We start from the raw sequence: 15587 nt of genomic DNA, 5'->3' as shown, positions 1-15587 counted from the left end.
CATGCGCCTCGCGACCCTCACCCTCTTGATGCTGCTCACCGGCCCGACCTGGGCAGGCACCATGGCGATTTCCGCCATGCCTGGTGGCGCAGTCATCTACAAGAAGGTCGAGAGCATCCGCGAACGCCGCTTCGCCAACCTGGTGGAACAGAAAACCGATTTCAGCTGCGGTGCCGCGGCACTCGCAACCATCCTGCGCCAGGGCTATTGGCTCGACGTCGATGAAGACCACGTGATCAAAGGCATGCTGGTCAATGCAGACCAGGACCTGGTTCGCACCCAGGGTTTTTCCATGCTGGACATGAAGCGCTACCTCGAAAGCATCGGCATGCGGGCCAGGGGCTACAAGATTTCGCCGGACACCCTGGTGACCGTGAAAATCCCCGTGGTGGTGCTGCTGGAGATTCGTGGCTACAAGCACTTCGTGGTGTTGCAACGCGCCGACAAGGACTGGGTCTACATCGGCGACCCGGTGCTGGGCCACAAGCGCTATTCGCGCGACGACTTCGTCAAGGGTTGGAACGGCATCGTGTTCGCCGTGCTGGGTGAAGGCTACGACAAGGCCAACGCCTTGCTCGACCCGCCCACACCGCTGACCGCCAAGAACCAAGTCAATGAGTTCAGGCCCGTAGGCGATGCCGAGCTGATGGATTTCGGTTTCATCCAGAGCGACTTCTTCTAAGAAGCGCAATAAGGGGCAGGACGCTCCAGGAGCAGAAGATGAACACTTCCCGTTGGCTGACGGTCTTGTGTCTGGCAGCCTCAATGCCCGCTTATGCTTCATCGGCATTCAAGCCGATCGAACTCAAGGATTCGGAAATGGCCGAGTTGCGCGGCCGTTATGTGATGCCGGGGCGGATCATCAGCTTCGGTATTGTCATGAGCAGCACCTGGACCAATGCCGTGGGCGATAACATCACCGGCAAGGCCAGCATGCAAGTCGACTCATCGACCATTACGCCGCAGTTCTACGTGCAGACCACCGGTTCGACCGGTAACGGCACCAACCCGAGCACCGGCACCGGTAACGTCACCGGGGGCGCTGGCCTGGGCACCGGCACAGGCGTGACCCAGAGCGTACGCGCTGCCGGCGACAAAAACACCGCCTACAACAATGTCGGGATCAACGTCACTGAAAACGGCTTTGCACCTTCCAATGCCGCGCAGTCGGGGCAGGTGCTGGTGGCCGGCGGTACTGTCACCGGTGACAGCGCGGCAGGCCGCGTGAGCGTATCGGCCAACAATGGCGGCCTGCAGATGGCGATCCAGGCCAATCATAACCAAGGCAACAGCCTCCAGCAGATTGGTGGCGGCCAGGTGCTGCAAGGCACGGTACTGACCGGCAAAAGCAACTTCGTCAACAACATGACCCAGCTCAACGTGGTAATGAATAACGGATTGAACAACCCCGCGTTGAACTGCAACCTGGATCAACTCAAAGGCCTACGCACTCTCGGTTATTGAACTACGCTGACCCTCGACACTTTCGCATTAGAAAAGGACGGCTTATTTCATGCATCGATCGTTATCGCTACGTGCGGTGGTCTGTTTAAGTACGCTCTTGCCCGCATCCATGTTGTATGCCGCGCCAGACGCCGATATCGAGACCCTCAAACAGGAACTTCTGGAGCTCAAGCAGCGGTACGAAGTGCAGCAAAAAGCCCTGGCGGTGTTGGAGCAACGGGTGCGCCAGGTCGAGGACACGCCGGCGACACCAGCACCCAAACGCCTGGCCAAATCCCCGGCGGACTTTCAGAAAGCCAGCGGTGCCACCGTGGCAGGCACGGGAGCGGCGGCGGCCTCCGGCGGTGCGGGCGGTGGCGGCAGCTCCTATGGGCAGTCGCTCAAGGACGATTCGGCGCCTGCGCAAAGCGTGAGCAACCTCTATAACGAGGCCAGCGGCTTCTTCGGCAACGGCAAATTCAGCTTTGAAACCGGGATCACCTATGCGCGTTACGATGCGCGCCAATTGACGCTCAACGGTTTCCTGGCGCTGGACTCGATCTTCCTGGGCAATATCAACCTGGACCGAATCAAGTCGGACAACTGGACCCTGGACCTGACGGGGCGCTACAACGTTGACAACCGCTGGCAGTTCGATGTGAACGTGCCGGTGGTGTACCGCGAGTCGACCTACCAGTCGGGCGGCGCCGGCAACAATGCCAACGCCACCTCGGAAGAATCGGTGAGCCGTGACCCGACCATTGGCGACGTCAACTTCGGGGTGGCCTACAAGTTCCTCGACGAAACCCCCACCCTGCCGGATGCAGTAGTGTCGCTGCGCGTCAAGGCGCCAACGGGTAAAGAACCGTTTGGCATCAAGCTGGTCAGGTCAACCGCCAACGACAACCTGTATGTGCCGGAAAACCTGCCCACCGGTAATGGTGTCTGGTCGGTTACGCCAGGTATCTCGCTGGTCAAGACGTTCGACCCTGCGGTGCTGTTTGGCTCGTTCTCCTATACCCACAACTTTCAAGAGTCGTTTGACGACATCAGCAGCGACGTCAACCAGAAAGTCGGCGGCAAGGTCAGCCTGGGCGACAGCTTCCAACTCGGTGTGGGCGTGGCGTTCGCCCTGAACGAGAAGATGAGTATGTCGTTCTCGGTCTCCGACCTGGTGCAACGCAAGAGCAAGCTCAAGCCTAACGGTGGTGACTGGCAGTCGGTGGTGTCCAGCGATGCCAACGCCGGTTACTTCAACGTGGGCATGACCATTGCGGCGTCGGATAACCTGACGATCGTGCCGAACCTGGCGATCGGGATGACGGATGATGCGCCGGACTTTACGTTTAGCCTGAAATTCCCTTACTACTTCTAACCGGCCGCACCTGTAGGAGCGGGCTTGCCCGCGAAGAACGTCAACGATTACGCTCGGCAGCAGGATTGATGCGGTGCCTTTGCGTTCTTCGCGAGCAAGCTCGCTCCTACAGTAGTCAGTTTTCCGCACACAAGGAAAAGCCCCGCAACGATAAGGGTCGTTGCGGGGCTTTTCGGTTTACCCGCCCTAGCGGATCTGGTGTTTGTGCAGCAACCGGTAGAAGGTGGGCCGGGAAACACCCAGCACACGGGCGGCGACACTCAGGTTGTCACTGTGCCGGTCGAGCACATCGCACAGCGCCTGGCGTTCGGCGCGGTGCTTGTAGTCTTCCAGTGTAGCCATCGGCGGCGAAATTGCCTGTTCGGCCTGCAATCCCAGATCAACGGCCTCGATCTGGCGCCCTTCGGCCAGCACCAGGCCACGGCGCACGCGGTTGGCCAGCTCGCGTACATTGCCCGGCCAACCGTGTTTTGCCATCGCCACCAGGGCGCTCTCGCTGAAACTGCGTGGGCGGCGACCCGTCTCCTGGCTGTAAAAGCGCGAAAAGTGGTTGGCCAGCATCGCCACGTCACCATGACGCTCACGCAACGGCGCCGTCACCACTTGCAGGACGTTGAGCCGGTAATACAAGTCTTCGCGAAAAGCTCCCCTTTCGACTGCGGCCTCCAGGTCGACGTGGGTCGCGGCCAACACCCGCACATCCACGGGAATGGGCTGGCTGCCGCCGACGCGCTCGATCTGTTTTTCCTGAAGGAAGCGCAGCAGGTTGGCTTGCAGCTCCATCGGCAAATCGCCGATCTCATCCAGGAACAGCGTGCCGCCGTGGGCCGCTTCAATGCGCCCGACCTTGCGCTGATGGGCGCCGGTAAACGCGCCCTTCTCATGGCCGAACAACTCGGATTGGATCAGGTGTTCCGGGATCGCCCCGCAGTTGATCGCGACAAAGGGCTTGGCATGCCGCTGGGACTGGCGGTGCAGCGTCTTGGCCACCAGCTCTTTACCCGTGCCGCTGTCACCACGGATCAACACCGGTGATTCGGTGGGCGCCAGCTTTGATAGTAGTTTGCGCAGCTCACGGATCGCCCGGCTGTCACCCAGCAGCTCATGCTCCGGCTCATCCACCAGGGTGTGGCCCTTGCCGCGCAGGCGCGCCATGCCGAAGGCACGGCCCAGGGTGACCTGCACCCGGGCCACGTCGAAGGGCAAGGTGTGGAAGTCGAAAAACCACTCGCAGACAAAATCACCCACGTTCTGCAGGCGCAGTACATCCGGGCTGAGGACGGCAATCCACTCGGTGCCGCTGCGGCCGATCAACTCCTTGACTGCTTCGGGGCGCTCCAAGTGGGAGGGTTGCAGGCGTAACAGGCCGACATCGCAGGACCGCTCGCCAACCGCCTCCAATGGGCAACTGTCGACCGCCCAGCCGGCCGTACGCAAACCGGGCAGCAGGTCGTGGCAATCGTCACAGGGATCAACCACTAGCAACCGACGTTGAACGGGGGGCACACCCATGACTGTTCCTTGGCGTCAAAATTGTTAAAGTTATTTAGAAACAACGGTTTGTGACGCCTGCGGCTAACACTAGCAAGGTCTTGACGCACCGCTTGTACCGTTTCGCTATAAGTCGGGGCAAAAAGCCACTTCTGCGCGCCTTTGCCGAAATAGTTGGGTTATGCCGAGACTTTCATTCAGCTTTCAAAACAGCCGCTTACATGACGTCAATCACTAAAAGTTGAAAATAGTTGCTCTAACATGTGACCCGTACCCCGCCATCGTGCATCAGTACAAGTAACCCGCCGCACGGTCAGCCCAACCGACGGCAATCACTTGAATGGGCATTTAGAGAGACGACCCACATGAACGCCCCGCTCCGCATCAACGAAGCTCTTTTGATCGCAGACCGTGCTTTCCAACCCTTTCAGTGCGTGGCCTGGCATGACGGCAATGGCGCCCTGAGCCTGAGCGTCATCGACCGCACCAATACCCGTATCGGCAGCCGGCAACTGGATGCGCGCACTTATTCCAACCCCGCACAACTTGAAGACTTGCTGTTGCAGGCGCGTGCCGAGTTGGACAAGAGCGGCTATCAGTTGCAAGCCTGGGCCATGCCGAAGTAACTCAGCGCACCCTTGAGCTGACGTCTTCGCTAAAGAACACCGTTTCGGCAACTTCGTGATCAATGTTCGAGCGCAGAACATTGATCAGAAGTTCCCGGTTAGACGCGTGGTCTTTCATTTTTTGATAACCGATGTGCCGTTGTTCATAGCGTTTGAGATGCCCACGGATAAAGTGGTAACCAATAATGCGCGCAGCTTGGGTCCTATAGTGGAAGCGGGCCAGCCATAAGGGCCGACCGGTGGAGCTTTCGCGCACCGTAAACTCCCGAATCAACGGACGCGCCGACGGCAACTCCAGCATATCCACCTTCTTCGCCTTATAAGAAAGTTGCAGCAACCCTTCCGACGTCGGTGAATACCTTAAAATCATCCGGTCACGCATCACCGAGGCCTGCGCCATAAACTGAATAATCTCGTCATACAGCTCGGCGGGGGTGTGCTTGAAAAATGCCAGCAGGTCCTGATGCCTGGGCGAAACCGGCGCTACTTTGAGCGCGTCGATAAGCAGATCCCGTTGCTGGCTCATGCGTTTGATCGCGTTAATCCATTCGCCACGCGCCAGACGCGGCGACATCCTGGGCACGGATTCCAACTCGCAGATCAGCCCGTACTGGCGCCTGGCATCTCGCCACAGCCGTTGCGCCTCACCGCCGATTGTCTCCAAGGACTCGACGACGTCGACAGCCTCGGCCTGCGGCCGGACACTTGGCTGCATCGTCCATACCGGCGCCTCCTCGGTCCCCAGACGTTTGAAAGTAAAGGCACGTCGTTCATCGAACGGCTCCAGCAGGTCAAGGTATTCCTGTTTTGCATCAGGTACGGCTGGACTGCGTCGATTGCCGATCAGCGGTCCTTGCGTGACCTCATCAATCAACATCCCGGGGCTTTTGCGAACTGTGCCGGAAATTGCCTCCAGGTTAGCCTCCTCATACTGCCGATACAGCTCGATCAGCTCTTCCTCCACTGAACGTTGCAGTTCTTTGACAAAGGCGCGAAATCTCCCTAGCGCCTGGGGGACGACATACATTGGGAAGGGACTCAACTGGTAAGCCAGGCGGTGATAGGCCAGCACCAACGTATCCAGCACGTCATTGGCGACCCGCAACTGGTGATCCAGATTGAAACCGCCCTTGATATACAGCTCCCGATAGGAGAGCAGCTTCATGCTGCATAGCGTGCTGACCTCCTGAATCAGGTTCAGCGTTGCGTCCCTGACGACAGTCACCCGCCCATCAAAACATTGCAAGGCCAAGGTACGCAGGTGCAGTTCCCGCCACATCATGGACATGCGCCGACCCGCCCAGTCCGCCCAGTCCGCGCTGTCCAGCGCGGACACTGCGATATCCAAGGCCTTGCCGGTGCGCTTCATTTCTTCAAACTGCCGCTCGGCATCCTGGCACGCTTCAATCGCGTCCAGCTGTAACGTCGCGTAGTCGGGTAACCTGGCTGCAAAACCACGCCAGGTCTTGGCATCCAGAACCACGGCACTCAAGTTCTGTGCGTCGAACGTCTCAGCACCGAGTTGATCCTCATGGAGCAGCACCGCACGTTTACTGGCGAGCAACACCGCCCTGTTACGCCGGGCCTTGACCGCACCCGCGCTGAACCGGTTGTACAGCGCGCTGAACTCTCTGACCACTTTCAACCGCCGACGCCGGGTGAGTGCCTCCATCAAGGCAGTAGAACACCACAGCGTAGTGTCCGCCCTGGCCAACTCTTCCTCGATCAACTCCCGAGTTCCGGATTCGGCACTTCGCGCATTCAGCGCCTGCAGCGTCGTGGTGTCGGGGAAGTTCTGGTCTGCAAACTGCAGGACCAGTTTGTCGTACTCTTCATCGAGCGTCTTGCGTCGTTGCTCATCACTTTTGAGCTGCGCCAGCCGGTGTTTTTCCTGGTCGAGCGCGTCCTGAAAGTCGTGGGGCATTGCCGGCTCCGGCGAAAACGACCATTCTCCCTCGGTGCTGGGCACCACTTGCGGCCCCAGGCGGTTTACCAAGTCATCGTTCACCACGCGCGTGACGCCATCGTGCTCTTCAACCTTGAACATGTCCCCATCAATGCTTGCGTACAGGCTTCCACCCGCGCGGAACAGGCCGCGTTGCTTACCCGTGCTGATACGCTCGGCAAACGGCAGCGGCCTGACCTTGTACAGCGCCAACTCCGCCAAACGAATCACCGACAGCCGTCGGTACAAACCGCTCCACAACTGCTCCAGCTCAGGATCCCCCCGCACCAATTCCTCGGGACCGCGTACCGTTGGCAACTGCACCGTTGGCGTTCCGATACGACTGGTCTGCCCCCCTTCGGACAGATACTCCGGTGCCTCACTCCAGCTCATTTCAATGCTTTGCTCCAGATCGGCGCCCTGGGCCAGGTCGAGCAAATCATCCGCTTTTGATCGCCCAGCGACTTTGGTGGAAACACGGCCGCGACTGAGCAGCAGCAGACCGATATTCAACAACAGGTCCGCCACGCTGGAGACTTTGTCTTCGGCATCCTTGTCACCGATGGAACTGAGGTCCTGCACCACCGACCACGTCAGGAAAAGCCAGCCCAGCGCCCGCCCCGCGGGACCGCCGTAAAACGTCAGCAGCAGAAGCAAACCCACCCCGAACAGCCACTTGACCCAGTCCCAGAAGGCGTCGAGTTGGGAGGACGCCGAAGGCTGCGTCACACTCAAGGTGGTCTCAACACTGCTTTCGAACAGCGCTGCCAGATAGTCCCCCTCGACTTCCATATCGGCCAACGCGACCCCCTCGCCAGACCACAATGACTGGTTGAAGTCGACCCGCTCGAATGCAGCAAGACTCGGCGCAGTCAGGTCTGGCACCAGGTAGCGCGCCCGCGCCGACGCCGGCAACCAGGCCAACACCTGAAACTGCAACTGACCTGGGCTGGCGATGGCAGCCAGCAGCGCGTCTGCGGTGGCAAACTCGATGAACTTCACGTCGCACATCGGCCGGTAGAGGACCTGCGGGCCTTCGCCAAGGCTGCGCGGGCCGATGATGAACATGTTGCGCACTTCATCAGGCGCTTCCCCCACCGCCGGCGTGAAGGCTAAAGGACGCAACACCACCGACTCGGTTTCAGCCGTGCTCGGTTGAAAAATGGCCGCCACGTTCACATAGGCTTTACGGGAAAACGCCTTTGGGTACTTGAGGTGGTATTCGAGTGCCAGCATGGGCACTTGCAGGCGCAATTGCTCGATAAACCGCGCCTTGCGCCAGAGCAGTTCGCGCGGGTTGTCCTTGAATTTCTCTTTGATCACGCGACCGTAGCCACCCCGGACGTCCGCACGCCCAATCAGGCTTATCGCGTCACTGGGCGCGAGCCACACCGCCGGGTGGCCGGGGGCTGTCGTGAGTGTGACCCGGCTCGGATCAAGCGCCGTCAACGCCAACCATGAGAACTCACTGAGGGTCCAGCTGCCGTGGGTGTAGAGCGGCGGCAGCTGCCACAACAAACCGGGCTGCGCGTGCAAGTCACGCTCATCGAGTTCGATCATCACCTTGACGAGATCCGGATCGATCACTGGCCGGTCCGGATAGTCCTTGGCCAATTGTGCCGACAGCGCCTGGCGGGCGTAATCCAGCAGCGAGGGAACGCCTTCGTCAAACGGCCGCCAATCCGGTTGCCGAATCTGCTTGGCCAGGTCGATGGCGTAGCGGCTCATCTGCCATTGCAGGTCGACGGGAGCCTGCAACAGCCAGCCTGGGAGCGCATCACGCAGGCGCTGGATGAGCGCAGAGCCGATGGGGGCGCTGTCGAAGTCACGGGTGATCACCTCGACCGCACGCGCCAATACGTCCTGCGGCTCGGGTATTGAACGCACCAGCGGCAATACCGCCTTGATATCCGCCAATTGCTTGGCCAGGAAGGTCAGGCTGAAACTGTGAAAGATGTTCCCGGCCGGCTGGTACAGGCGCCACTGCATCGAGTGGCCTGGAGCGATTTCGCTTAACAGGTTGACCAGCCAATCACCCAGTTGCGCCAGGGAGTCGAAGCGCTGGATGCCCCTGGACAGGGTGAACAGCAACACGGTGGTACGTTCGCCGTGCTGCTTGACCAACACCAGCCCGCGCAGCATCTCCAGGTTCATCGCCCCCCGCTCGCCCCATTGATCGATGATATAGGCATGCCCATCGACCGGCTGGAAGCGCGAAGTCGACAACGAGCGGCTGACCAGGCTGATCACCATGTCCAGCTCTTGCCCAGCAAGCGAAGCGTGGGTCGCCGCATCCAACAGTGCATTCCTGAGGGTATCGGCCAGCCACAGGTAGCGAATGGTTTGATCGTTGCCCGGGCTCATCCAGTAATCCACCAGCGCTTCCTGGTAGCACTCGAGCAACAGCGGGCCTTGCTGATTGAGCACCTTCTCGATGTCACGCACCTCAACCTTCTGAGGCAGGGTCACACCCTGGGCATTCTGCGCAATGAGCTGGCCCTGGCTGAAGTCGATAAACTGCCCGGTGGCGCAACGCTCGATCAGGGCATCGGGCAAATTCTGCGCGTCGTGGCCTTCAAGCACGAAAGCATGGTTGTCATAGCGGTACACCGGTGTGAGCAGCATCGGCCCCGTGTGGTTGATCGGCAGCCAGTGATAGCGAGTAGGCAGGCTGTCCGCCATCACCCGCAGGGCAACCTCTTGCAATGAAGGCCGTGAGGCAAAGTAATCGAGGATTTTACGGGCAAGCTCAATGGCAAGCTCGCTGCGGGCAAACGAAGACGGGGCAGTCATGGAGGGTTCCTTGCTGATAAAACGCCCCGGGGTGCGGGGCGCAAGATTCAGCGTCCATTGTTGGCGTACTGCCCTGCCTTATCGCTGTAACTGTCTATCGTATGACTGCGGCCCCGTTGCGGTCGGCCAGGATAAACCGCTCTATCGCCTCAGCAGCGCCATCCTCGACGTTACTGCCAGTGACCACACTGGCCTGGCGCTTGACGGACTCTTGCGCCTGCCCCATCGCAATCGACAACCCGGCCACCTCAAACATCGCCGGGTCATTACCGCCATCGCCTATCGCCGCGGTCTGCTCCAGTGGTATGCCAAGGTGCGCAGCCAGGGTCTTCAGGGCTTCACCCTTGTTGGCCAACATCGCCGTCACATCCAGATAAACCGGTTGTGAACGCGAGACCTGGGCCAGCCCCTGTACCTTGGGCTGCAACTGCGCTTCCAACTCGACCAGCCGTTGGGTGTTGTTGCTCGCGGCGACGATCTTGTCGATCCGATCCAGGTAGGGTTCGAAACTCTCCACCACCACCGGCCCGTAGCCGAGGCCATCGGCTTCGCGCTGCACCATCGGCCCGGGCGGATCGCGACGCAGCCAGTCACCGTCGGCAAACACCCACACTTCCACGTCCGGCTCGCCCGAAAACAGCGCCAGGGTGACCAGCGCCGCTTCCGCCGGCAAATGGTGGGCAACCAGGATGCTGCCATCCGGGTTGATCAGCGTGCCGCCGTTGAAACCCGCTACTGGCACATCGATACCGAACGTTTCGATCAGGTGCAGCATCGCCTTGGGCGGACGCCCGCTGGCCAGGCTGAAAACCACCCCGGCGTCACGCAGCGCACGCACCGCGTCGGCGGTGCGCTGGCTGAGGTGGTGGTCCGGATGCAGCAAGGTGCCGTCCACGTCACTGAGGATAAAACGGATAGGATGAATCGCTGCATCACTCATCCGAGGCTGTGCCACGTGCGGCCATCTCGGGCCAGCAACGCGTCGGCAGCGGCCGGGCCGTCTTCACCGGCCTTGTAGGCCTGGATGCCGTCGTCTTCCTTCCACGCATCCAGGAAGGGTTGCACCGCGCGCCAGCCGTTTTCGATGTTGTCGGCACGCTGGAACAAGGTCTGGTCGCCGGTCATGCAGTCGTAGATCAGGGTTTCGTACCCGGTCGACGGTTGCATTTCGAAGAAGTCCTTGTAGGCAAAACCCAATTGGATATTGGCCATGTCCAGGGTCGGCCCGGGCTTTTTCGCCAGCAGGTCGAACCACATACCTTCATTGGGCTGGATCTGGATTTTCAGGTAGGTGGGCTTGAGTTCGTCGACCTCGGTGTCACGGAACTGCGCATAAGGGGCCGGCTTGAAGCAGATCACGATTTCGGTGTCGCGCACGCTCATGCGCTTGCCGGTACGCAGGTAGAACGGCACGCCGACCCAGCGCCAGTTATCAATCATCACCTTGAGCGCGACGAAGGTCTCGGTGCTGCTGTCCGGCGCCACGTTGGCTTCTTCCCGATAGCCCGGCAGTGGCTTGCCACCGATTTCACCGGCGGTGTACTGCCCGCGTACCGAATTGGCCCGCGCATCCTCCAGGGACCAGGGCCGCACGGCACCGATCACCTTGGCTTTTTCACCACGTACGGCGTCGGCACCAAAGGCTGCGGGCGGCTCCATGGCCACCATCGCCAGCAACTGGAACAGGTGGTTGGGCACCATGTCGCGCAGGGTGCCGGTTTTTTCAAAGAAATTGCCCCGGGTTTCAACGCCGACAGTTTCGGCAGCGGTGATTTGCACGTGGTCGATGTAATGGTTGTTCCAGAACGCCTCGAACAGCACGTTGGAGAAACGGCTGATCAGGATGTTCTGCACCGTTTCCTTGCCCAGGTAATGGTCAATACGGTAGATCTGCTTCTCGCTCATCACCTTGAGCAGGCAGGCGTTCAGCGCCTCGGCGGTGGCCAGGTCGGAACCGAAGGGCTTCTCGATGACCACGCGCCGGAAGCTGTCGTCGGTTTCCGTCAACAGCCCGGCGCTGCCCAGGCGCTGCACCACTTCACTGAAGAAACGCGGCGCGGTGGCCAGGTAGAAAACCGCGTTGCCGGTGCCACTGTCGGCGATCTTCTGGCCGATGTCGGCGTAGGTGCTGTCGTCGAGGAAGTCGCCCTCGACGTAGCTGATGCCCTTGGCCAGTTGCGCCCACAACGTTGGATCCAGGGCGTTATCGGCATTGCCCTTGACCTTGCTCGCGGCTTCGGTGCGAATGAAGTCTTCGAGTTTCTTGGCGAAGTCGGCGTCGCTGATGGCGTTGTGATCCACGCCGACAATGCGCAAGCCATCGCCCAGCAGGCCATCACGGCTGAGGTTGTACAGCGCCGGCATCAGCAGGCGCTTGACAAGATCACCATGGGCACCAAACAGAAACAGCGTGGTGGGCGGAGCGGGTTCGGCCTTGGGTTTCTTGCCGTTGGTGGTCATTTTTTGGAAGTCTCCACGTGACCACCAAAGCCGAAGCGCATGGCAGACAGCATTTTGTCACCGTAAGTGCTCTGCTGGCGCGAACGGAAGCGGGCGAACAGCGAAGTGGACAACACCGGCACCGGCACGGCTTGTTCCATGGCGGCTTCGATGGTCCAGCGGCCTTCGCCACTGTCGGCCACGGAGCCGGAGTAGCCGTCGAGTTTCGGGTCGGTGGCCAGGGCGTCGGCGGTCAGGTCCAGCAGCCAGGACGAGACCACGCTGCCACGGCGCCACACTTCGGCGATGTCGGCGACGTTCAGGTCGAAGCGCTGGTCTTCAGGCAGGTTTTCCGAGTTCTTGGTCTTGAGGATGTCAAACCCTTCGGCAAACGCCTGCATCATCCCGTACTCGATGCCATTGTGGATCATCTTCACGAAGTGCCCGGAACCGGCAGGGCCTGCGTGGATGTAACCCTGCTCTGCACGCGGGTCGGCGCTGGCGGAACGGTCCTTGGTACGCGGGATATTGCTTAGGCCCGGGGCCAGGCTCTTGAAGATAGGATCAAGGCGCTGCACGGTCTCGGCGTCGCCACCGATCATCATGCAGTAGCCACGCTCCAAGCCCCACACGCCGCCGGAGGTGCCGACGTCGACATAGTGCAGGCCCTTTTCCGCCAGGGCCTTGGCCCGGCGCACGTCGTCCTTATAGTTGGTGTTGCCGCCGTCGATGATTGCATCACCGTCTTCGAGCAGCGTGCTCAGCTCATTAATGGTGTCTTCGGTGGGTGCGCCAGCTGGCAGCATCACCCATACGGTGCGCGGCTTTTGCAGCCCGGCAACCAGGGCCTGGAGGTCGGAAACGCCGGTGGCGCCCTCTTCGCTCAGGCCTTTTACAAAGGCTTCGTTACGGTCGTAAACAACGGTGGTATGCCCATTGAGCATCAGGCGCCGTGCAATATTCCCGCCCATGCGGCCTAGTCCGATAATCCCCAGTTGCATGTGCTGATGCTCCTAACTACTAAAAAATGTGTGACATAGTTTATAGCGCAATGCGGCTAATGAGGGTTAGTCCAGCGCGGATACCGCTAGTTTCATGGAAAAAAGTTGCCATCGTTTCAGCATCACGGCACAAAAAGTCACACGACCATCAAAAATAAAAAAGTTCCATTGCCCACAAAAAGAATTCAGAATTGCCTCCGACTGCTGCCGAGAACCTCGACTCATGCGTTCTGGCACACCGCGACACACCGGCTATTTGCGAGGTAAGCAATGAGCACTGCACAGATGACACGTCCGCCACAGACCCTCTACGTCACTATCCGTCGCGACGAGTTGCGCCAGTTGAAAGACGAGCGCGAACAGTTGCAGCAGGAAGTCCTGCGCCTGCGTGCCCATATCATCCAGGCCCAACTGGACCAGCCCGCCGGTGCGCAACCCGCGCTCTGCTGAGCCCCGTCATCGTTTTGTAAGATAACTGCTACAAAAATCTCACAAAGTTTTCACACGCCGTTCCCGATACTCCAGCCCCCAAGGGCCACCCCATGCAAGGGTGGCCTCTGTTGCGTGCAGCCCTGCGCGTCAACTGAAAAATCACCGGGTTGGAGCGCTGGATGGCGATGTTCAAACGCAGCACCACGTCTGCGAAAGGCTTTGATTGGGCCGGCCTGGGCTGGCTTTTCCTGTTTTTCTGGTACTTCTCGGGTATTACCCAACTGCTGATTCAACTCAGTGGTACAGCCGGTTTCAGTGGGTTTCGTCAAGCATTCTTCATGAGTGCCATATGGCTGGCCCCCCTGCTGGTATTCCCTCGTCGCACGCGCCTGCTCGCCGCCCTGATCGGTGTGATCCTGTGGGCCTGCTCCATGGCCAGCCTGGGTTATTTCTTCATTTACCAGCAGGAATTTTCCCAAAGCGTCATCTTCATCATGTTCGAGTCGAACATCTCTGAAGCCGGTGAGTACGCCACGCAATACTTCGCCTGGTGGATCGTGCTGGCGTTCATTGCGCACACCGCCGTGGCTGTTTTCCTGTGGACCCGCGTGCGTCCGGTATACCTGCCGCGTGGCCAGGCGCTGCTGGCGGCCACGGCAATCCTGGTGGGCGTCATTGGTTACCCACTGGTCAAGCAGATCGCCCGCAGCGATACCCTGGGCGACGCGATGGATCGCTTCGAATCGCGTATCGAGCCCGCCGTGCCGTGGCAGATGATCGTCGCCTACCGCCGCTACACCGAGCAGTTGGACAACATGCAAGGCATGCTCGACAGCGCCAGCCAGATCCCGCCCCTGACAAACCTCAAGGACACCATGGCCGGCCAACCGTCGACCCTGGTGCTGGTGATCGGCGAGTCCACCAATCGCCAGCGCATGAGTCTCTACGGCTACCCGCGCAACACCACGCCAGAGCTGGACAAGCTGCGCGACCAACTGGCGGTGTTCGACAACGTCATCACCCCGCGCCCCTACACCATCGAAGCGCTGCAACAGGTGCTGACCTTTGCGGACGAAGAAAACCCGGACCTGTACCTCAAGACGCCGTCCATCGTCAGCGTGATGAAACAGGCCGGCTACAAGACCTACTGGATCACCAACCAGCAGACCATGACCAAGCGCAACACCATGCTCACGACCTTCTCCGAACAGGCCGACGAGCAGGTGTACCTGAACAACAACCGCAACCAGAACGCCCGCCAGTACGATGGCGACGTGCTGGCGCCGTTTTCCAAGGCCCTGGCCGATCCGGCCGAGCGCAAGTTCATCGTGGTGCACTTGCTGGGCACCCACATGAGCTACCAGTACCGCTACCCCCCGACCTTCGATAAATTCACTGACCGCCAGGGCGTGCCGGCGGGCATCAGCGACGACCAGTTGCCCACCTACAACAGCTACGACAATGCCGTGCTGTACAACGATTTCGTGGTGTCGAGCCTGATCAAGGACTACGCCAAGACCGATCCCAACGGCTTCCTGCTGTACCTGTCGGACCATGGCGAAGATGTCTTCGACTCGGCCGGCCACACCACCCTGGGACGTAACGAAGGCAAGCCGACGGCGCCGATGTACACTATTCCGTTCATGGCCTATGCCTCGCCGAAGTGGCGCGAAACCCACGACTGGAGCTTCGCCAGTGACTTGCAACGGCCCTACACCAGTTCGCAATTGATTCACACCTGGGCCGATCTGGCCGGACTGAGCTTCAACGAACTGGACCACACCAAGAGCCTGGTGAGTGACAGCTTCAAACCACGCCCGCAGATGATCGGCAACCCCTACATGCGCCAACAGAAACCGCTGATCGACTTCAGCCTGATCAAGCCGAAAAAGGCCAATCCGACTGATGTAGTACTGCAGGAAAAGCCAGCCTTGTAACAGAAAGATAACAATCATTCTCGTTTAAGCCTAAAGTTCCCCCTCTCCTTTCGTCTTTGAACCAAGGCCTTTTCCGACCGGAAAGGCCGCAAAGACGACAAGGAG

Annotated in this window: 11 protein-coding genes; 6 read left to right on the top strand and 5 right to left on the bottom strand. The window is 59.9% G+C overall.

What is annotated here, in order from left to right:
* Nucleotide 1: 1 nt before the first annotated feature.
* From BLR69_RS04265 to BLR69_RS04255, 3 genes are read left to right on the top strand one after another with little or no spacing between them, the layout of a single operon-like run.
* Nucleotides 2-682, top strand: a complete 681-nt coding sequence (locus BLR69_RS04265) for a C39 family peptidase (protein ID WP_071496020.1) — start codon at nt 2-4, stop codon at nt 680-682.
* 38 nt (nt 683-720) lie between these two features.
* Nucleotides 721-1464: a hypothetical protein gene (locus tag BLR69_RS04260; protein ID WP_071496021.1), complete on the top strand. Its 744-nt coding sequence runs from the start codon at nt 721-723 to the stop codon at nt 1462-1464.
* A gap of 49 nt (nt 1465-1513) precedes the next feature.
* On the top strand, nt 1514-2818 hold the full coding sequence (locus BLR69_RS04255) for a hypothetical protein (RefSeq protein WP_071496022.1): 1305 nt from the start codon (nt 1514-1516) through the stop codon (nt 2816-2818).
* Between the two features lie 186 nt (nt 2819-3004).
* Here BLR69_RS04255 and BLR69_RS04250 read toward each other — a convergent pair whose 3' ends face one another.
* Nucleotides 3005-4330, bottom strand: coding sequence for a sigma-54 dependent transcriptional regulator (locus tag BLR69_RS04250; RefSeq protein ID WP_071496023.1), 1326 nt, complete (start codon nt 4328-4330; stop codon nt 3005-3007).
* Between the two features lie 344 nt (nt 4331-4674).
* Between BLR69_RS04250 and BLR69_RS04245 the strand changes: the two genes are divergently transcribed.
* On the top strand, nt 4675-4935 hold the full coding sequence (locus tag BLR69_RS04245; protein ID WP_058424885.1) for a hypothetical protein: 261 nt from the start codon (nt 4675-4677) through the stop codon (nt 4933-4935).
* 1 nt (nt 4936) lies between these two features.
* Here the strand turns inward: BLR69_RS04245 and BLR69_RS04240 are convergent, their stop codons facing one another.
* The 4 genes from BLR69_RS04240 to gnd all read right to left on the bottom strand — a co-directional run bounded on the left by BLR69_RS04240 (nt 4937) and on the right by gnd (nt 13113).
* Entirely contained in the window at nt 4937-9673 is a 4737-nt protein-coding gene (locus BLR69_RS04240) for a dermonecrotic toxin domain-containing protein (protein WP_071496024.1), read from the bottom strand.
* Between the two features lie 94 nt (nt 9674-9767).
* On the bottom strand, nt 9768-10613 hold the full coding sequence (locus BLR69_RS04235) for a Cof-type HAD-IIB family hydrolase (RefSeq protein WP_071496025.1): 846 nt from the start codon (nt 10611-10613) through the stop codon (nt 9768-9770).
* Nucleotides 10610-12133: a glucose-6-phosphate dehydrogenase gene (gene zwf, locus BLR69_RS04230; protein ID WP_071496026.1), complete on the bottom strand. Its 1524-nt coding sequence runs from the start codon at nt 12131-12133 to the stop codon at nt 10610-10612. Before zwf ends, BLR69_RS04235 begins: the two co-directional genes overlap by 4 nt.
* Complete coding sequence (gene gnd, locus BLR69_RS04225; protein ID WP_071496027.1) at nt 12130-13113, bottom strand: phosphogluconate dehydrogenase (NAD(+)-dependent, decarboxylating); 984 nt, start codon at nt 13111-13113, stop codon at nt 12130-12132. The genes zwf and gnd overlap by 4 nt, the downstream gene beginning before the upstream one ends.
* A gap of 270 nt (nt 13114-13383) precedes the next feature.
* Between gnd and BLR69_RS30880 the strand changes: the two genes are divergently transcribed.
* Both BLR69_RS30880 and BLR69_RS04220 read left to right on the top strand, forming a co-directional pair.
* Nucleotides 13384-13563 carry a DUF6026 family protein gene (locus BLR69_RS30880; RefSeq protein WP_255337132.1) on the top strand — a complete coding sequence of 60 codons (180 nt, stop codon included), beginning with the start codon at nt 13384-13386 and terminating at the stop codon, nt 13561-13563.
* A 161-nt stretch (nt 13564-13724) separates the two neighbouring features.
* Nucleotides 13725-15482: a phosphoethanolamine transferase CptA gene (locus tag BLR69_RS04220; RefSeq protein WP_071496028.1), complete on the top strand. Its 1758-nt coding sequence runs from the start codon at nt 13725-13727 to the stop codon at nt 15480-15482.
* Nucleotides 15483-15587 lie beyond the last annotated feature (105 nt).

The sequence above is a fragment of the Pseudomonas azotoformans genome, assembly GCF_900103345.1.
GTDB lineage: Bacteria > Pseudomonadota > Gammaproteobacteria > Pseudomonadales > Pseudomonadaceae > Aquipseudomonas > Aquipseudomonas azotoformans.
The sequence above is the reverse complement of the archived record's forward strand: the minus strand, read 5'-3'. Positions and strand labels throughout refer to the sequence as shown.

What these genes read in the sequence shown, in the direction of transcription:
- BLR69_RS04265 (WP_071496020.1), top strand. Translation starts at nt 2, where the DNA reads ATGCGCCTCGCGACCCTCACCCTCTTGATGCTGCTCACCGGCCCGACC.
- BLR69_RS04260 (WP_071496021.1), top strand. Translation starts at nt 721, where the DNA reads ATGAACACTTCCCGTTGGCTGACGGTCTTGTGTCTGGCAGCCTCAATG.
- BLR69_RS04255 (WP_071496022.1), top strand. Translation starts at nt 1,514, where the DNA reads ATGCATCGATCGTTATCGCTACGTGCGGTGGTCTGTTTAAGTACGCTC.
- BLR69_RS04250 (WP_071496023.1), bottom strand. Translation starts at nt 4,330, where the DNA reads ATGGGTGTGCCCCCCGTTCAACGTCGGTTGCTAGTGGTTGATCCCTGT.
- BLR69_RS04245 (WP_058424885.1), top strand. Translation starts at nt 4,675, where the DNA reads ATGAACGCCCCGCTCCGCATCAACGAAGCTCTTTTGATCGCAGACCGT.
- BLR69_RS04240 (WP_071496024.1), bottom strand. Translation starts at nt 9,673, where the DNA reads ATGACTGCCCCGTCTTCGTTTGCCCGCAGCGAGCTTGCCATTGAGCTT.
- BLR69_RS04235 (WP_071496025.1), bottom strand. Translation starts at nt 10,613, where the DNA reads ATGAGTGATGCAGCGATTCATCCTATCCGTTTTATCCTCAGTGACGTG.
- zwf (WP_071496026.1), bottom strand. Translation starts at nt 12,133, where the DNA reads ATGACCACCAACGGCAAGAAACCCAAGGCCGAACCCGCTCCGCCCACC.
- gnd (WP_071496027.1), bottom strand. Translation starts at nt 13,113, where the DNA reads ATGCAACTGGGGATTATCGGACTAGGCCGCATGGGCGGGAATATTGCA.
- BLR69_RS30880 (WP_255337132.1), top strand. Translation starts at nt 13,384, where the DNA reads ATGAGCACTGCACAGATGACACGTCCGCCACAGACCCTCTACGTCACT.
- BLR69_RS04220 (WP_071496028.1), top strand. Translation starts at nt 13,725, where the DNA reads ATGGCGATGTTCAAACGCAGCACCACGTCTGCGAAAGGCTTTGATTGG.